The sequence below is a fragment of the Streptomyces sp. NRRL F-5126 genome, from assembly GCF_000721265.1.
GTDB lineage: Bacteria > Actinomycetota > Actinomycetes > Streptomycetales > Streptomycetaceae > Streptomyces.
In genome coordinates this window covers 430,079-446,745 of record NZ_JOFZ01000002.1, presented here as the reverse complement: position 1 = coordinate 446,745, position 16,667 = coordinate 430,079, and the positions used below count along the sequence as shown (strand labels likewise).

The following is a 16,667-nucleotide window of genomic DNA, read 5'->3' as shown; positions in this document are numbered from 1 at the left end:
GGCCCGACGCCTTCACCTGCCTTTCAGGGAAAGCCTCGGAGACCTCCGGGGGCCGCGGCCCCCGGAGGAGGTTCCTACTTGGTCGAGGTCAGGGTCGTGTAGTCGTACATGCCGAGGTAGGCCGCCGCGACCTCCACGTTGGCCGCCGACTTCGGGCGGTACAGCAGGTTCTTCTTGTAGTAGAGCGGGACGATCGAGCCCTGCTTCATGATCATCTGGTCGATCTTGCCCCACTCGGCGTTGCGCGCCGTGTCGTCGACGGTGGCGATGGCCTTGTCGAACTCGTTGTTGATCGCGGGGTCGTTCAGCTCCGACAGGTTCGTGCCACCGGACGGCTTGATGGCCCGGCCGTCGGCGATCTGGTCGAGGAAGCCGTAGCCGGTCGGCCAGTCGGCGCCCCACGCCATCATCATCATGCCCGCGTTGTTCTTGTGGACCCAGTCGGGGACGCCGGCGAAGTCCGTGAAGTACTTGTCGGCCGGGAAGGTCTTGATGTTGGCGGTGATGCCGACCTTCTTCAGCGACTGCTGCAGCTGCGTGGCCGCCGTGATCTCGTCAGGACGGTCGGAGCGCGCCGTCAGCGTCGTGGAGAAGCCCTTCGGCTTGCCGCACTTGGCCAGGTACTCCTTGGCCTTCGCGACGCTGCCCTTGTTGCCGGCCGTCGGGTACAGGTCGAACTTCTTGTACCCGTTGACGGTGGGCGGGATGACCGTGGTGGCGGGCGTGCCCTTCACCGAGCCGCCGACCGCGTCGATCATGCCGGACTTGTCGACCGCGTACTGCACGGCGAGGCGGCAGTTGACGTTGTCGAACGGCTTGACCTTGTTGTCCAGGGCCAGGTACTGGAGGGCGCCGGCGAACGGGTTGTCCGTCTGCGCCTTCTCCTGCGGGTTGCTCAGGACCTTCGGCTGGGTCTTCGAGGCGACGCCCGTGCCGTCGATGGCGACGGTGGTCTCGTCGTTGATCAGGTGCTCGTCGATCGTCGTCTGGTTGACGTTGTACTTGAGGACGAGCTTGTCCGGCAGGGCCTTGCGGATCGGGTCCGTCTTCGGGTCCCACTCGGGGTTGCGCACGAAGGTGGCGCCCGTGGCCTCGTTGAACGACGAGAACTTGTAGGGGCCGGTCGACTGGATGTTCTTCTGGTAGGACGCGCCGGTGTCGAACTTCTTCTCCACCGGGGCGGTCTGCGAGAACGTCGCCAGGTAGTCCATGTCGGCGAACGGCTTGCTGAGGTGGAAGACGATCGTGTTCGCGTCGGGCGTCTCGATCGACTTCAGGCCGTCGGGGGACTTGTCCTTGTAGGGACCCTTGTAGCCCTTGTCGTCCGCGAGGTACGTCTTGAAGTACGTCGGGCCGTTGGACAGCGCCTCGGGAGCGAAGTTGCTGCGCTCGATCGCGTACTTGACGTCCTTCGAGGTCACCTCGGTGCCGTCCTGGAACTTCACGCCCTTGCGGATGTGGTACGTCCAGGTCTTGGCGTCCGGGCTCGACTTGCCGGGACCCGTCGCGAGGTCGGGGACGACCTTCAGGTTGCCGGAGCCGGGCACGGGCTTGAAGGTCAGCAGCGTACGCGCGTAAAGGCGCGAGAAGTTCTGCACCCAGCCGTAGTACGTGTTGCCCGGGTCGAGGGAGTCGGCGCCGCTGGAGTGCTCCGCGGTGACCGTCCCGCCCTTCTTCGTGGTCTTGTTGGCGATGCCGGTGACCGCGGTGTTGGCCTTGGCCGTGGCGCCGTTGCCGCCGTCGCTCGAGCCGCCGCCCCCGCAGGCGCTGGCGGCGAAGCCCAGCGCCAGCACCGCGGAGATCGCCGCGGCCGTCCTTCTGTTCATCATGGTGAGGAAGTCCCCCTCAGTTGTCAGGTGCGGCACGGCCGCTCTTACTTGCCACGGGGGTCGAGCGCGTCACGCAGCCCGTCACCCAGCAGATTGAAGGCCAGGACGGTGACGAAGATCGCAACACCGGGGATGACCATGAACATCGGGTCGACCTGGTAGAGGTCGGTCGCCTGCTTGAGCATGCCGCCCCAGGAGGACTGGGGCGGCTCGATACCGACGCCCAGGTAGCTCAGGGACGCCTCGAACAGGATGTTGGTGGGGATGAGCAGCGTCGCGTAGACGAGGATCGGCGCGACGAGGTTCGGCAGCAGCTCCCTGAACAGGATGAACACGCCCCTGGCACCGAGCGACCTGGACGCCTCGACGAACTCGCGCTCGCGCAGCGACAGCGTCTGCGCACGCACGATGCGGCCCATGTACGGCCAGTTGAAGAACCCGATCACGAAGACCAGCACGGCGATGCGGAGCGTCAGCCCGCTGAGGCCGAACGCCTTGCCCTGCAGCGTCGCGGAGATGGAGATCGCGAACAGCAGGAGCGGAAACGCCAGGAAGGTGTCCATCACGCGGCTGATGGTGCTGTCCACCCAGCCGCCGTAGAACCCCGCGACGACGCCCATGACGACGCCGATGCACACGGAGAGCATCGTCGCGCCGCCCGCGACGAGCAGCGACACCCAGGAGCCGTCGATGACGCGGGCGAAGATGTCACGGCCCGTCTGCGGCTCGACGCCGAACGGATGGTGCCAACTGATGCCGCCGAAGGCGCCCTTGGGGGCCAGCAGCGTCGGGTCGACGAGGCTCTGGTGGAAGCCGTTGGGGTCGAGGCCGAAGACGGCCTGGATCGGCTTGGACAGGATGGCGACGAGAATCAGGAGCACCACGACGACTCCGCCCGTCATCGCGACCTTGTCCCGCTTGAGGCGGGTCCAGGCGATCCGGCCGAGCGAGCGCCCCTCGATCTGCTTGGCCGACGCGCCGGCGAGGACCTCCTCCGGCTGCGCGGTCGCAGCGGACTTGGTGGTCTCTATTGGTGCCGTCATTGCGCTGGAGACCCCTCTTCTCGGCCGACGATGACCGGCCCACGACCGCCGACATGGCGGAACTGCGCCGCTGTGGCGGCCGATTCACTGATCAATTCCGATCAACATGGTGCATGTGTCCCGTCCCCGATACGACACCGGGGCCCGGTCCGTGCCACGTGAAGGCCGCCACCCGCAGGTTCGGGGCGCCCTCGTCACGGAACCACGTGCTGGGGGGAGTCTTCTGCGAGTCCGCGATCACCCGCCAGACCTGACGGGGAATGGTTGCTCAACCGTGATGCATCACATCAGGTTCCGTTATGCGGACGGCGGGTACTTCTGAGCGGATCTTCCGGACATCCCCGGCCGCCCCGGCTCGCCTCGCCGACCGGGCCGCACACCGCGCGCGCGGCGCCCGTGCACGGCTCTGATCAGCGGCCTTCGCGGTCAGTAGCGTTGCACTGTGGGCGGGTATCCGTACCCGGCGGGTGCGGCGGGCCCGTGCGCCTCACGGTCGAAGAACGGACGGGCGTTGGCGCGCAGCCACATCGCGACCGGGTCGTGGTCGTCCGACATCGAGACCGTCGACACCGGCAGCCCTTCGGGCACAGCCGCCACCGACTCGCGCATCATGGCACGTACGGCGTCGACGGCGGCGCCGCTCGTCTCGTAGAGGTCGAGCCCGACGGCGAGGTAGGCCGCGCCGAGCGCCGGCTGCACCCAGGCGCGGCGCAGCGACCTGACGGGGGGCGTGCGGTGCGCGTTCTGGGTGAGGAGCGCGTAGAAGCGCGGGATCCGCAGCGTCGGCTCGGTGATCCGCAGCGGGCCGGCGGGCATGCGGTCGAGGCCCGTGGCGATCCTGCGCAGGTCGGGCCAGGGGATGCCGACGCCGCCGCCGGGAGCGTGCGGGTTGAGCCAGATGCCCCAGCCGTCGGGGTAGAGGGCGCCGGCGATGTCGCGGCCGGTGACCACCTCGTGGGAGCGGTTCCAGCCGCTGGCGGCCAGTTCGCGCGCGGAGGTCACGCAGGGAGCGTAGCCGTGGCCGTCCACCCGCATGTTGCCGTACTGCGCGGAGGGTGATCCCGGGCTGCCCTGCCACAGCAGCATCCACAGGCGGCCGCCCGTCTCGTCGGCCAGGGCGTGCAGCAGTGCCTCGTAGGCGTCGTAGCGGCCCGGCGCCACCTGGCGCAGCGTCTGCTCGACCTGCCCCGCCTCCGCGGTGCCTGGCACACTCACTTAAGGTTCCCCGCCCCTCTGACTGACCCCGCAAGCCCGTGTCCTGCCGACCGGCCTGCTCCCCCGGCCGTGGCCGCCGGCCGTGACCGCCGGCCATCGGCCATCGGCCATCAAACCAGCTTAGGCGGCCGCGCCCCTACAGGTGCTGCGGCGGGGCGCGGCGTCACAGCGGGCGGCGAAGTGCGCGGTCAGGCCTGCGCGCGCTGGTAGAAGGGGCGCACCCGGCCGAGGATCCAGTCGGCGACCGGGTCCTCCTGCGCCACGTCGAGCAGGAGCAGATTGACCTGCCAGGGCACGTTCACCCGGCCGAGCGCCCTGCCCAGCGCGTCGAGGGCCGCGTTCCCGTCGAGGGGCCCCCAGGGCACCAGCTGCACGCCGACGAAGAGCTGGTCGGCGCCGCCCTCGACGGAGGCGAGGGCGCGGCGCGCGGTCGCGACCACCGCGGACGCCTCGAACTCGGCGGACGCGGCGGTGAGGAAGTCGAGCGGCTCGTCCTGCCAGTCCGGCTCGAACAGCCGGACCCGGCCGCCCGTCTCCGGCCCGTCGAGCGGAGTGCGGCCCGAGCGGCACAGCTCGGCGACGGCGGCGGGCGGCAGCGGAACGCCCACCACACCCCCGGGGTTGACGACGATGCCGAGCTGCGGCGGCAGGCCGCGGGCGAAGTCGCGCGCGGGCGCGACGGTGAACGACATGTGGGAGCCGACGCAGTGCAGGAACTGCTCCCGTGAGCTGAATACGGGGACGTAGGCCCCGCCCGCTATCTCCATCGTCGGCAGGTCGAGGTCCGCGCTGCCGGGCCCGCCCCCCTCCGGCAGCGGCACCCAGACCTCGCTGCGGCCGAGTACCTCGACCAGTCGGGCGCCCGCCGATTCGTTGCCGAGCGAGGCGGCGAGCACCTCTTCGAGCTCGTTGCCCGGCCATGCCGTGTCCACTGCGCGTCGTCCTCCGTCCCTGTGGTTTCGAAAGCAGCAGCACCCTAACGGCCCTGCTCGCCACCGCTGCCCGCGGCGGTGAAGGCGATACCCCCGAGCGCCCGGGCCGCCGCCCGGTCGAGGAGCACGGCGGAGTGGCAGCCGGCGGGCAGCCTTGCCGACTCGACGGCGGCCAGCAGCGCACGCACGGCCCTGCGGTGGCGTGCGAACGCGTACCGCGACACACCCCTGCCGCGTGCGCGCTGCCCGGCGCGTGCCACGTCGGGCGCCACGTCGATCAGGACGAGGTGCAGCGCACGGCCGCGGCCGCGTGCCTCCCGGGCGAGCCAGCCGCGCACCCACCGCTGCGTGCCGCAGTCGTGCACGACGGCGCTGCGGCCCGAGCGCAGCACGCGCCAAAGACCGGCGTAGTGGGCGAGGCGCACGAGCGGGCGGTAGAGGACGTAGGGGACGCGGGGCAGCCGGCCCGCCCAGCGCTCGCGGGCGTCCTGGGAGTCGACGCCACCTTGCGCGGCCCGCCTGATCAGCGTGGACTTGCCGCTGCCGGGCAGCCCGGAGACGACGACCAGGTCGCCTGGCGCGAAGACGAGACCGCCTCCGGGCACGGGCGGCCTGCCCCGCAGATCGTGCACGGCGGATGCTCCCCGCTCCGTCGCCGTCCCGTTCCGTAACGCCATGGCCGCCCCCGCAGTTCGGTAAAGAAAGGGTAATGCCAACCGAGGTTTCCGTGGCGGGGCCCGCATGCGATGATGGCGGCGCCAACTGCATACCGGCCGTTTGAATCCGCGCGGGAGAGTTCCGGCCACCTCGGGTGCGCCGGACGCCGAAGGAGCAAGTTCCTCCCTTGAATCTCTCAGGCACCGATACCGCGCGGGCGAGGCAGATCTGAAAAGCGGGCCGCGTCACGCGCCCCCACCCAAGGTGCAAGTCATGAGCCCCCACCGGGCGGTCATGACGAACCTCTCAGGTTCCGATGACAGATGGGGAGGACCGTCCTCGCCATCCACCCCGGGAGCCACCGATGAGCCCTGACACACGCCGCACCGCGCTGGACGCCGTGCACCGCGCGCTGGGCGCGACCATGACCGACTTCGCGGGCTGGGACATGCCGCTGCGGTACGGCAGCGAGCGCGACGAGCACAACGCCGTCCGCTCGGCCGCCGGCCTGTTCGACCTCTCCCACATGGGCGAGATCACCCTGACTGGCCCCGGCGCGGGCGCGGCCCTCGACTACGCGCTGGTCGGCAACATCGGAGCGCTGGCCGTGGGCCGGGCGCGCTACACGATGATCTGCCGCGAGGACGGCGGCATCCTCGACGACCTGATCGTCTACCGCCTCGGCGACGAGGAGTTCATGGTCGTCGCCAACGCGTCGAACGCGCAGGTCGTGCTCGACGAGCTGACGGCGCGCGCCGGCGGCTTCGAGGCGTCGGTGCGCGACGACCGCGACGCGTACGCGCTGCTCGCGGTGCAGGGCCCGAACTCACCGGCGATTCTGAAGTCGCTGACGGACGCCGACCTGGACGGCCTCAGGTACTACGCGGGGCTGCCCGGCACCGTGGCCGGGGTCGACGCGCTGATCGCGCGCACCGGCTACACGGGGGAGGACGGCTTCGAGCTGTTCGTCGCGCCGGCCGACGCGGAGCGGCTGTGGCAGGCGCTGACCGAGGCCGGCGCGGACGCGGGCCTCACGCCGTGCGGCCTGTCCTGCCGCGACACGCTGCGCCTTGAGGCGGGCATGCCGCTGTACGGGAACGAGCTGACCACCGGCCTCACCCCGTACGACGCCGGTCTCGGCCGGGTCGTCAAGTTCGAGAAGGAAGGCGACTTCGTCGGGCGGATGGCGCTGGCCACGGCGGCGGAGCTCGCCGCCGTGAAGGCGCCGCGCAAGCTGGTCGGCCTTGTCGCCGAGGGCCGCAGGGTGCCGCGCTCCGGCTACCACGTGGTCGCGGGCGACGCGGTCGTCGGCGAGGTGACGTCGGGCGCCCCCTCCCCCACCCTGGGCAAGCCGATCGCGATGGCGTACGTGGACGCGGCGCACGCGGAGCCCGGCGCCACGGGGGTCGGCGTCGACATCCGCGGCACGCACGAGCCCTTCGAGGTCGTGGCCCTGCCGTTCTACAAGCGCCGGAAGTGACAGGCGTACCGCTCCGGCGGCCGGACATGTGCCCGGTTTCGGATCCGGCCGCCCGCCGCACCACCACCCGGCCGCTCGCGGCCGCCCACCCGCGTACAGGAGAATGCACCTCATGAGCAACCCGCAGCAGCTGCGTTACAGCAAGGAACACGAGTGGCTGACGACCGCCGAGGACGGCGTGTCGACGGTCGGCATCACGGAGTTCGCGGCGAACGCCCTCGGCGACGTCGTGTACGTGCAGCTCCCCGACGTGGGGGACACGGTGTCCGCGGGTGCGACCTGCGGCGAGCTGGAGTCCACCAAGTCGGTCAGCGACCTCTACTCGCCGGTGAACGGCGAGGTCACGGCGGTGAACCAGGACGTCTCCGACGACCCGTCGCTGGTCAACACGGCCCCCTTCGAGGGCGGCTGGCTCTTCAAGGTCCGCGTCTCCGAGGAGCCGGAGGGCCTGCTCTCGGCCGACGAGTACACCGACTTCGCCGGCAACTGACCCGCCGACCCGCGCCCGGTCACGGACCGGCCGACACCAGGGACTGATCCGCTTTGTCTTCCCTCCTGAACACCCCGCTGCACGAGCTCGACCCCGACGTCGCCGCCGCCGTCGACGCCGAGCTGCACCGCCAGCAGTCCACGCTGGAGATGATCGCCTCGGAGAACTTCGCCCCGGTCGCCGTCATGGAGGCCCAGGGCTCGGTCCTCACCAACAAGTACGCGGAGGGCTACCCGGGCCGCCGCTACTACGGCGGCTGCGAGCACGTCGACGTGGTCGAGCGACTCGCCATCGACCGGGTGAAGGCGCTGTTCGGCGCCGAGCACGCCAACGTGCAGCCGCACTCGGGCGCGCAGGCCAACGCGGCCGCGATGTTCGCGCTGCTGAAGCCCGGCGACACGATCATGGGCCTGAACCTCGCCCACGGCGGGCACCTGACCCACGGCATGAAGATCAACTTCTCCGGCAAGCTGTACAACGTGGTCCCCTACCACGTGGACGGCGAGTCGGGCCAGGTCGACATGGCCGAGGTGGAGCGCCTCGCCAAGGAGTCGCGTCCGAAGCTCATCGTGGCCGGCTGGTCGGCGTACCCGCGGCAGCTGGATTTCGCCGCGTTCCGCCGGATCGCCGACGAGGTCGGCGCGTACCTGATGGTCGACATGGCGCACTTCGCGGGGCTCGTCGCCGCGGGGCTGCACCCGAACCCGGTGCCGCACGCGCACGTGGTGACCACGACGACGCACAAGACGCTGGGCGGCCCGCGCGGCGGTGTGATCCTCTCGACGGCCGAGCTGGCGAAGAAGATCAACTCCGCGGTCTTCCCCGGCCAGCAGGGCGGCCCGCTCGAGCACGTCATCGCGGGCAAGGCGGTCGCCTTCAAGGTCGCCGCGTCCGACGACTTCAAGGAGCGCCAGCAGCGCACGCTCGACGGCGCGCGCATCCTCGCCGAGCGGCTGGTGCGTGCCGACGTCGCCGAGCACGGCGTCTCCGTCCTCTCGGGCGGCACGGACGTCCACCTCGTCCTGGTCGATCTCAGGAACTCGCAGCTCGACGGGCAGCAGGCCGAGGACCGGCTGCACGAGGTCGGCATCACCGTCAACCGCAACGCGGTCCCGAACGACCCGCGGCCGCCCATGGTGACCTCGGGCCTGAGGATCGGCACCCCGGCGCTGGCCACCCGCGGCTTCGGGGAAGCGGACTTCGCCGAGGTGGCGGACGTCATCGCCGAGGCGCTGAAGCCCGAGTTCGACCGCGACGCGCTGGCGGCGAGGGTGGCGGCGCTCGCCGCGCGGCACCCGCTGTACGCCAGCCTGTAGCGGTCTCGTCACCGCACGTCCACGGGGGGCATCGCGCACACTGGAGTGTGGTGTGCGGTGCCCCGCCGTGCGCCTGTGCGTGTCCGCGGCCCGTGCGCCGCGGCGCCCGCACGCATGCCCCACATGGCAGACAACGGCGTCTACCGACCAGCAAGGAGTTACCCCGTGGCCATCTCGGTCTTCGACCTGTTCTCGATCGGCATCGGCCCGTCCAGTTCCCACACGGTCGGCCCGATGCGCGCGGCGCGCATGTTCGCCACCCGCCTCAAGAACGAGGGGCTGCTGGTCCACGTCGCGTCGGTGCATGCCGAGCTGTACGGGTCACTGGGCGCGACCGGCCACGGGCACGGCACGCCGAAGGCGGTGCTGCTCGGGCTTGAGGGCAACGCGCCGCGCACGGTCGACGTGGAGCACGCGGACGAGGAGGCGGAACGTATCTCCACAGGCCGCGCCCTGAACCTGCTCGGCGTGCACGAGGTCCCGTTCGATCCGGACACCGACCTGGTCCTGCACCGCCGCAAGCGGCTGCCGTACCACGCCAACGGCATGACGTGCACGGCGCGCGACGCGGCGGGCGAGGTGCTGCTGGAGAAGACGTACTACTCGGTCGGCGGCGGCTTCGTCGTGGACCAGGACGTCCTCGACGGGGAGAAGGCCGGCGACAACCCGATCAAGCTGGACGACACGGTGCTCAAGCACCCCTTCAGGACCGGCGACGAGCTGCTGCGGCTCTCCCGCGAGACCGGTCTCTCGATCTCCGCGATGATGATGGAGAACGAGCTGGCCTGGCGCACCGAGGACGAGGTCAGGGCGGGCCTGCTGGAGATCTGGCAGGTCATGCAGGCGTGCGTCAACCGGGGCATGACCCGCGAGGGCAACCTCCCCGGCGGCCTGAAGGTGCGCAGGCGCGCCGCGCACTCCGCGCGCCAGCTGCGCGCCGAGGGCGACCCGCACACACACGCCATGGAGTGGATCACCCTCTACGCGATGGCCGTGAACGAGGAGAACGCGGCGGGCGGCCGCGTCGTCACCGCGCCCACCAACGGCGCGGCGGGCATCATCCCGGCCGTCCTGCACTACTACATGAACTTCTGCGCGCACGGCGCGACGCAGCGGGAGCGCGACGACGACGTCGTCCGCTTCCTGCTCGCCGCGGGCGCCATCGGCATGCTGTTCAAGGAGAACGCGTCCATCTCGGGCGCCGAGGTCGGCTGCCAGGGGGAGGTCGGCTCGGCGTGCTCCATGGCGGCGGGCGCGCTCGCCGAGGTGCTCGGTGGCAGCCCCGAGCAGGTGGAGAACGCGGCCGAGATCGGCATGGAGCACAACCTCGGCCTGACGTGCGACCCGGTCGGCGGCCTGGTCCAGATCCCCTGCATCGAGCGCAACGGCATGGCGGCCGTGAAGGCCGTGACGGCCGCGAAGATGGCGCTGCGCGGCGACGGCAGCCACAAGGTCTCCCTCGACAAGGTCATCAAGACGATGAGGGACACGGGCCGTGACATGTCGGTCAAGTACAAGGAGACGGCGCGGGGCGGGCTCGCGGTGAACATCATCGAGTGCTGATGGCCGAGCCGGGGTGACGTTTCACCCGGCCGGCGGGCCCGAGACGAAGTGGCCGCTCTTGTCATAGGGCCAGGCGTTGGCCACGCATCCGTGCAGCCCCTTGATCTGCTGCATCATCACCGGCGCCAGGCGGCCCTTCCCCGGGCAGGTCTGGTGCTGGAAGCCCAGGAAGTGGCCCATCTCGTGGTTGATGATCAGTGCACGGTAGTCGTGGATCGGCCCGTCGAACGTGGGTGAGCCCTCGACCCAGCGTTTGAGGTTCACCACCACGCCGCCCGGCACCTCGCAGTCGTACTCGCCCTCGGTGTCCTGGTGGATCCCCGCCCAGCACAGGGCGTCCGTCGTGCCCGGTGTCGCGATCTTCACCACGAGGTCGAAGGGCGGCGAACTCACCAGCTCGAACGAGGAGGTCCCGTTGGCGGTCCAGCCACGGGGGGCCGCGAGTATGTCGGCTATCTCGTTCGCCGCCTGCGTCGGCGACACGTCGACGCCGTCCTCGACCTCGACCTTGTAGCGCAGCAGCTTCGCCCCGTGGCCGACCTTCGCACCGGACGCCCGGGCCGTTTCGAAGGTGCCCGGGCCGGTCGCCGGGACCTTGATCCGGGTGTCCGTCGGGCTCGGGGACGGGGAGTGCGGTGCCGGTGAGGATGCGGGGGCGTTCGGCCCGGACGCCGCGATGTGTGTCCGGCCCCCGGGGCGCGGCGACCCACTCGACGTGTCGGTGCGTACCCCGTTGACCAGCAACGAGGCTCCGCCGACCAGGACGACGGCCGCCAGCGCGCCGAGCAGGGGCCGCCGGCGCCCGGGGGCGCGCCGATGGGACGATCCCCTTCGGCGCGTCATGCGCTCACGCATTCGCCGAACTCACGGTCCCGTTCAGTTGTCGCTCTCACAGTGGTGCATCCCTCGTCGTCGGCGCAGGTCCCCCGGGCATCTCTTCTACGACGCCGGCGCGCCTGACGTTGCACGGCGAGAGCCCAGGGACTCAGCCGCCCGTGGGCTTCGCGTCGCCGGTGGCGGAGACCCCCTGCGCGAACCGGACGATCTGGGCGTCGGTCAGGCCCAGCTCGACGGGCACCTGGATCAGGACCTTCCGGCCCGCGGTGGACGGGAAGATCAGCCACTTGGCCGTCTTGTCCGCGGTGAGTCCCAGTCGGCCCGTCCTGCCCCGCACGCTCACCTTCTTCAAGGACTCGCCGGCGGAGAACCGGGAAGCGCCCTGCAACGACACGGCGATGCCGTCGGCGAGGTAGACGGCGCCCTGCGGCATCGTTCGCTCGGGCGTCCCCGGCGGCACGGCGACGAAGTCGTACTGGCTCACCGAACGCACCTTCCAGCCCGCCGGCAGCGTGGTGACCCTGAACCCGGCCGGCTGCGCGCCGGTGTAGGCCGCGAGCTGCAGGGAGCCGGACGGCACCGGCGACTGCGGAGCCCCGGACCGCGCGGCCCGCGACACCGGGGCCGGCGAGGTGTGCCGCGCCGCCACGCCGGGCGTCGACCCGCCGAAGGGCCCGCTCACGGCGGCGGTCAGACAGGCGGCCGCGACCGCGGCCGTGAGGCCCGCGCCCGCGATGCGCAGGCTGCGCCGGCGGTTCAGCGCGCGATGTCCGCGGGCGAGGTCCGCGGCGAGCTGTTCCGTGCCCGCGTCGGGCTGAACGCCCGTGGTGCGCAGCGTCGCGAGCGCGTCGATCACGTCCTGCATGGGAGATTCCTCCATGGTGTGGTCCTGTTCCCCTCAGACGTGGGCGGCTTCGAGACGGGTGAGGTTGGCGCGCAGCCGCTCCAGGCCGCGTGCGCTCTGGCTTCTGACGGTGCCCTCCCGGCACCCCAGCGCCTTGGCTGTGTCGGCCACATCGAGCCCTTCGACGTAGCGCAGCACGACCGCGGCCCGCATCCGGGCCGGCAGCGCGTCGAGCAGGGTCACGAGCCTCGCGTGGTCCACGACTTCGAGTTCGGCGGCGGCCACGTCGGGGACGTCCGCGTGGGTCTGCTCACGGCGGCGGAACACGCTGCGGCGATCGTCGATCGTCGCGTTCACCACACAACGGCGTATGTAGGCGTCCCGGGTGATGGGACGGATTCTGGGCCAGGCGACATACAGGCGGGTGAGCGCCACCTGCACCGCGTCCTCCGCCCTGTTCGGGTCGCCCGAGAGCAGAAGGGTCGCCAGGCGCACGAGTTCCGTGCGCCGCCTTCTCACGTACTCGCTGAACTCCCGGTCCTGTTCGCTGGTCGATCTCACAGATGTGCGCCCTCCGGCGTCGGCACGTGCCACATGGACACCTCTTGTACGTCGGCGGCCCCGCCCGCGTTGCACGACGGGCAAAATTTATGCGCCCGGCGGGATCGCGCGTGCGCGATCCCGCCGGGCGCAGGGGACTGCCGGCGCCGGAGCCCGGCGTCAGGCGGGCTTTCTGGCCTGTACGTCGAAGCCCATCTTCTCGAGTACGCGAACGGCACCCGCCTTGCCGCCTTCGAAGTCGCCGGGGTTCAGCCGCTCACCGGTGGCGTATTCGTAGGCGGTGCCCAGGATGGCCTTGTGCGGGTAGCGCCGGCCTTCGCTCACGAGCTCGTAGCTCCTCGAAGGACCGAATCCGTGGGCCGAGAAGAACTGCTCCGCTCCCAGGCGGTCGTACTCTTCGATGGCTCGCTGGACCTCACCGGGTGATACGTGACTCCACGTGACCATTGGGCCCACCTCTCGGGGCGATCGGGCTTCGGCTGTCGTTCGCCGGGTGCGCGAGCGCGCTCACTCCGGCGCAAGGGAAAACGTGAGTGTCACCGTGCCGCGCATGTCCAGATGGGCCGCGCCCGGCGTGCGGACGTAGCGCAGGACGACCTGGCCGCACTCCTGGCAGCGTGCGACAAGGCCGGGCGCGTCCCGGTACACGAGCAGCCGGGCCACCGGCCCCGTGGCGCCGCAATGGGTGCATTCGCTCCGCGCGATGGTGACGTCGGCCGTGAAGACCTCGGCCAGGGGCCCGGCCAGGGCGTTGCCGTCCACGTGGCCGTCGGGCAGGTGCTCTTCTGACGTCATGTCACTCTCCTGTGCCGCCGAATCGCTCCACACGCACACGCTCGGGGGAATGCCCCAGAAGGACGAGATAGGCGGACGCCTTCTCGGCGAAGGCCGTCGGCCCGCACACGTAGCACGTCGGCGCGAACTCCGCCGGCCAGCCGTGTTCGACGAGATCGGACGGGACGATACGGCCCGGCTCCCGCTTCGCGCCCTCCGGCGCCTCGCGGGTGTACAGGTACGTCACGTCCAGTCCCGGCAGGCCCTCTCGCAGTTCCTTCGCGTAGAGGCCGTGCGCAGGTGAACGGAGGGAGTACAGCAGCCGGAAGGGCGTACGCCCGCCGGAGGAGCCGCGGGCACGGATCATGGACATGAGCGGCACAAGGCCGGATCCGCCTGCCACGAGCAGGACGGGTTCCTCCTGTTCCGGGCGCCACACGAACCAGCCGCCGACCGGTCCCCTCAGTTCGAGAAGGTCGCCGACGGCCATGTCGTGGGCCAGATAGGGCGACACCTCGCCGTCGGGCAGTGACTGCACGGTGAGTTCGAGGTGTCCGGGCTCGGGCGTCGACGCCACCGAGTAGCTCCGCTGGGTCGAGTAGCCGTCCTCGGCCGTCAGCCGCACATCGACGTGCTGGCCCGCGAGGTGACCCGGCCAGTCGGGCACCTTCAGCATCAGCGTCGTGGCTTCGGCGTACTCGCTGCGGCGCCCGACGACCTCGGCCGTCCTCCAGCGGAGTCGCTCGCCTAGTCTCCCCTGTACCGTTGCTCGCGCCATGGGTCTCCGTAGTCGTGGTAGCCGGCGGTTTCCCAGAAGCCGGGTTCGTCTTCGTCACGGAGCTCAATGCTCCGCAGCCATTTCGCGGACTTCCACAGGTACAGGTGGGGGACGAGCAGCCTGAGGGGACCACCGTGCTCGGGCGCCAGCGGCTCGCCCTCGTAGGTGTGCACGATCCACGCCTTACCGTCGAGGAGGTCCTCCAGCGGGAGATTCGTGGTGTAGCCGCCGTGGGACGACACGAGCGTGTACTCGGCGTCCGTCTCCACGTCCGCGAGGAGGACGTCCAGGGAAATGCCCTCCCAGCTCGTTTCGAACTTGGACCACTTCGTCACGCAGTGCAGGTCCACCGTGGGGCGCTCCGAGGGCAGGGCCATCAGGTCCGCCCATCGCCACGTGTGGCGCCGGCCGGTTTCGGCCGTGACGCTCAGTTCTGTGTCAGCCGCCGAGAGACGCGGCGTCGGCCCGGCGGAGAGCACCGGGAATCCGGTGGTCTCGTACTGGCCGGGCGGCAGTTTCCTGCCGGCAGGCGGCCGCCTGCCGTGAAATCCGCGCGAAATGACCACTGCACCCACCATCCTCAGGGATCAGCGATATGGGAGCTTTTCCCATTATGTATGGATTCTTAACTCTGGCGGACGTCACCGTGAGCCGTACTGGTCCGGGTCGACGATGTGGACGGCCGACTCCTCCGCCGATGCCGCGCCGCCGTCCGTCCCCACATCCCTGGCCCAGTAGTCGTCACCGTCGTAGGCGACGCCCGTGACGTCCGTGTCCCACGCCACGAGGCGTCCGGAGCGCTCCGCGCCGACCTGGTCGTCGATGATCTCTCCGTCCGTGTCGGTGGTGTCCCCGGGGAAGTCGCCCTCGCCCTCCAGGCGGTCGACGGGCTTCTCCTCCCGGGCGAGGCGCCGCGACAAGGACTCGTGGCCGTGCGACTCCCGCTCGGTGATGCCCCACTCCCGTACGGCCAGGGGACGCTCGGCCGGCGAGTAGCCGGCGTCGAGGTAGTCGCCTATCTCGTCCTCGTCCAGTTCTTCCTGGGATCGCAGAAGTCCGTTCTCCTGCTCGCCGTCTCCCATGACGTCCTCCCGTTCTCGCTGACACCTCCGAGGAGAACGCACTCCTCGCACAGCTCACACCACATTCGTGTCGTGCGGGCAGGAGGTCTTACCGCGTTCCCGCGATCCGCTGCCGCCATGGTTGCCCTCCTGTCCGTGGATGCCGCGCGAGCATGCGGGTACCCAGGTGGGGCGCCGGGCGGGGCAATCGGCTCAGTCCTCGGATGTTCGGGCCCGGCTACCGGGGGGCACGGGCGGTAGCTCGTATCGTCGCCGTGCAGGCCACGCGGCACCGGCCGGCCGGTGCCCGGTGGCAATGGCCCGCGACCGACCTGCGAGGAGGCTGTTGTGCTGTACGTATACGGTCTGACGGCCGCCTGCCTGCTCGGCCTGGCGTTCGTACTCCAGCAGCACGCCGCCGAACGCGCCCCCGCGGCGGACGTCCTGTCCTTCCGCCTCCTCCTCGACCTGGTCAAGGTCCCGCTGTGGCTGGCGGGCATCGGCTGCATGGTCGCCGGGCAACTCGTCAGCGTCCTCGCGCTCGACCACGGAGAACTCAGCGCCGTCGAGCCGCTGCTGAGCACCAATCTGATCTTCGCGATGGCCCTCGCCCGCCGGCTCACCGGGCAGCGCCTCGGCATCACCGGATGGACGGGGGTCGTGCTCCTCAGCGGCGGCGTCGCCGCGTTCATGATCGCCGGCCGCCCCTCGGGGTCGACCCACGACGCGGGCGCGCTGCGCCACTGGCTCGTCGTCGGCAGTGTCCTGGCCGTGGTGCTCCTTCTGGTGGCATTCGCCCGCCGGGCCACGGCTCTGGAGCCGCCCCTGCTCGCCGCCGCCGCGGGCACGCTCTACGGGCTGCAGGACGCGCTCACCCGCGTCTCCACCCAGAACTTCGACGAAAAGGGAGTCAGCGGCCTGCTGCTCACCTGGCAGCCCTACGGCGTCATCGCGGCGGCCGTCACGGGCCTCATGCTCGTGCAGAGCGCCTTCGAGACCGGGCCCCTGCGCATGTCACTGCCGTCCCTCACCGCGAGCGAACCCCTCATCGGCATCGCCTGCGGCATCGGCTTCCTCGGCGACACCGTCCGCACCACCCCGGGCGCCCTCGCCGGGGAGGCCGCCGGGCTCGCCGCCGTCGTCGCGGGTGTCTTCCTGCTGGGACGCCACCCGATGCTGCCCGGGAGCCCGCAGCAGCAGGCCGATCCGCCGGCGCGCACCGGCAGGCCCCCCGCGGAGGACCGCGAATGAGCCCGGGACCGGAGTGGGCCCGGGGCCGACCCGGGC

The 16,667-nt window shown here is 70.8% G+C and carries 18 protein-coding genes and 1 riboswitch; of the genes, 5 read left to right on the top strand and 13 right to left on the bottom strand.

What is annotated here, in order from left to right:
* Window positions 1-74: 74 nt before the first annotated feature.
* From IH48_RS0106230 to IH48_RS0106210, 5 genes are all read right to left on the bottom strand, one after another.
* Window positions 75-1,829 carry an ABC transporter substrate-binding protein gene (locus IH48_RS0106230; protein ID WP_030900182.1) on the bottom strand — a complete coding sequence of 585 codons (1,755 nt, stop codon included), beginning with the start codon at window positions 1,827-1,829 and terminating at the stop codon, window positions 75-77.
* 44 nt (window positions 1,830-1,873) lie between these two features.
* Entirely contained in the window at window positions 1,874-2,872 is a 999-nt protein-coding gene (locus IH48_RS0106225) for an ABC transporter permease (protein ID WP_030900178.1), read from the bottom strand.
* 426 nt (window positions 2,873-3,298) lie between these two features.
* Complete coding sequence (locus IH48_RS0106220; RefSeq protein ID WP_030900175.1) at window positions 3,299-4,087, bottom strand: enhanced serine sensitivity protein SseB C-terminal domain-containing protein; 789 nt, start codon at window positions 4,085-4,087, stop codon at window positions 3,299-3,301.
* Between the two features lie 188 nt (window positions 4,088-4,275).
* A complete protein-coding gene (locus tag IH48_RS0106215; protein WP_030900172.1) occupies window positions 4,276-5,019 on the bottom strand; it encodes an enhanced serine sensitivity protein SseB C-terminal domain-containing protein in 744 nt (247 codons plus the stop codon).
* A gap of 44 nt (window positions 5,020-5,063) precedes the next feature.
* Window positions 5,064-5,696 (bottom strand): AAA family ATPase, encoded by a 633-nt coding sequence (locus IH48_RS0106210; RefSeq protein ID WP_051839257.1) that lies wholly within the window; start codon window positions 5,694-5,696, stop codon window positions 5,064-5,066.
* A gap of 101 nt (window positions 5,697-5,797) precedes the next feature.
* Window positions 5,798-5,898: riboswitch (glycine riboswitch) on the top strand.
* A 142-nt stretch (window positions 5,899-6,040) separates the two neighbouring features.
* Between IH48_RS0106210 and gcvT the strand changes: the two genes are divergently transcribed.
* The 4 genes from gcvT to IH48_RS0106190 all read left to right on the top strand — a co-directional run bounded on the left by gcvT (window position 6,041) and on the right by IH48_RS0106190 (window position 10,525).
* The gene (gene gcvT, locus IH48_RS0106205; protein WP_030900166.1) at window positions 6,041-7,156 is read left to right on the top strand and encodes a glycine cleavage system aminomethyltransferase GcvT; all 1,116 of its coding nucleotides are present in this window, start codon (window positions 6,041-6,043) and stop codon (window positions 7,154-7,156) included.
* Between the two features lie 112 nt (window positions 7,157-7,268).
* On the top strand, window positions 7,269-7,646 hold the full coding sequence (gcvH, locus tag IH48_RS0106200; protein WP_030900164.1) for a glycine cleavage system protein GcvH: 378 nt from the start codon (window positions 7,269-7,271) through the stop codon (window positions 7,644-7,646).
* Between the two features lie 53 nt (window positions 7,647-7,699).
* Complete coding sequence (gene glyA / locus IH48_RS0106195) at window positions 7,700-8,962, top strand: serine hydroxymethyltransferase (RefSeq protein ID WP_030900162.1); 1,263 nt, start codon at window positions 7,700-7,702, stop codon at window positions 8,960-8,962.
* Window positions 8,963-9,127: 165 nt separating this feature from the next.
* Window positions 9,128-10,525, top strand: a complete 1,398-nt coding sequence (locus IH48_RS0106190) for an L-serine ammonia-lyase (RefSeq protein WP_030900159.1) — start codon at window positions 9,128-9,130, stop codon at window positions 10,523-10,525.
* A 21-nt stretch (window positions 10,526-10,546) separates the two neighbouring features.
* Here IH48_RS0106190 and IH48_RS0106185 read toward each other — a convergent pair whose 3' ends face one another.
* From IH48_RS0106185 to IH48_RS0106150, 8 genes are all read right to left on the bottom strand, one after another.
* Entirely contained in the window at window positions 10,547-11,368 is an 822-nt protein-coding gene (locus IH48_RS0106185) for a DUF3152 domain-containing protein (protein ID WP_030900158.1), read from the bottom strand.
* Window positions 11,369-11,510: 142 nt separating this feature from the next.
* Window positions 11,511-12,242, bottom strand: a complete 732-nt coding sequence (locus tag IH48_RS0106180; protein WP_158710256.1) for a hypothetical protein — start codon at window positions 12,240-12,242, stop codon at window positions 11,511-11,513.
* An 18-nt stretch (window positions 12,243-12,260) separates the two neighbouring features.
* Window positions 12,261-12,767, bottom strand: coding sequence for a sigma-70 family RNA polymerase sigma factor (locus IH48_RS0106175; RefSeq protein WP_030900153.1), 507 nt, complete (start codon window positions 12,765-12,767; stop codon window positions 12,261-12,263).
* 159 nt (window positions 12,768-12,926) lie between these two features.
* Window positions 12,927-13,214, bottom strand: a complete 288-nt coding sequence (locus IH48_RS0106170; RefSeq protein WP_030900150.1) for a hypothetical protein — start codon at window positions 13,212-13,214, stop codon at window positions 12,927-12,929.
* Window positions 13,215-13,274: 60 nt separating this feature from the next.
* Window positions 13,275-13,562: a DUF6510 family protein gene (locus tag IH48_RS0106165; protein ID WP_030900148.1), complete on the bottom strand. Its 288-nt coding sequence runs from the start codon at window positions 13,560-13,562 to the stop codon at window positions 13,275-13,277.
* Between the two features lies 1 nt (window position 13,563).
* A complete protein-coding gene (locus tag IH48_RS0106160; protein WP_030900145.1) occupies window positions 13,564-14,319 on the bottom strand; it encodes a ferredoxin reductase in 756 nt (251 codons plus the stop codon).
* Window positions 14,289-14,897 carry a sulfite oxidase-like oxidoreductase gene (locus tag IH48_RS0106155; protein ID WP_030900141.1) on the bottom strand — a complete coding sequence of 203 codons (609 nt, stop codon included), beginning with the start codon at window positions 14,895-14,897 and terminating at the stop codon, window positions 14,289-14,291. The genes IH48_RS0106160 and IH48_RS0106155 overlap by 31 nt, the downstream gene beginning before the upstream one ends.
* Before the next feature lie 63 nt (window positions 14,898-14,960).
* Window positions 14,961-15,401 (bottom strand): DUF5709 domain-containing protein, encoded by a 441-nt coding sequence (locus IH48_RS0106150; RefSeq protein WP_030900139.1) that lies wholly within the window; start codon window positions 15,399-15,401, stop codon window positions 14,961-14,963.
* 327 nt (window positions 15,402-15,728) lie between these two features.
* Here IH48_RS0106150 and IH48_RS0106145 point away from each other — a divergent pair, with 327 nt between their 5' ends.
* The gene (locus IH48_RS0106145) at window positions 15,729-16,631 is read left to right on the top strand and encodes a DMT family transporter (RefSeq protein ID WP_051839255.1); all 903 of its coding nucleotides are present in this window, start codon (window positions 15,729-15,731) and stop codon (window positions 16,629-16,631) included.
* The last annotated feature ends 36 nt before the right edge of the window (window positions 16,632-16,667 follow it).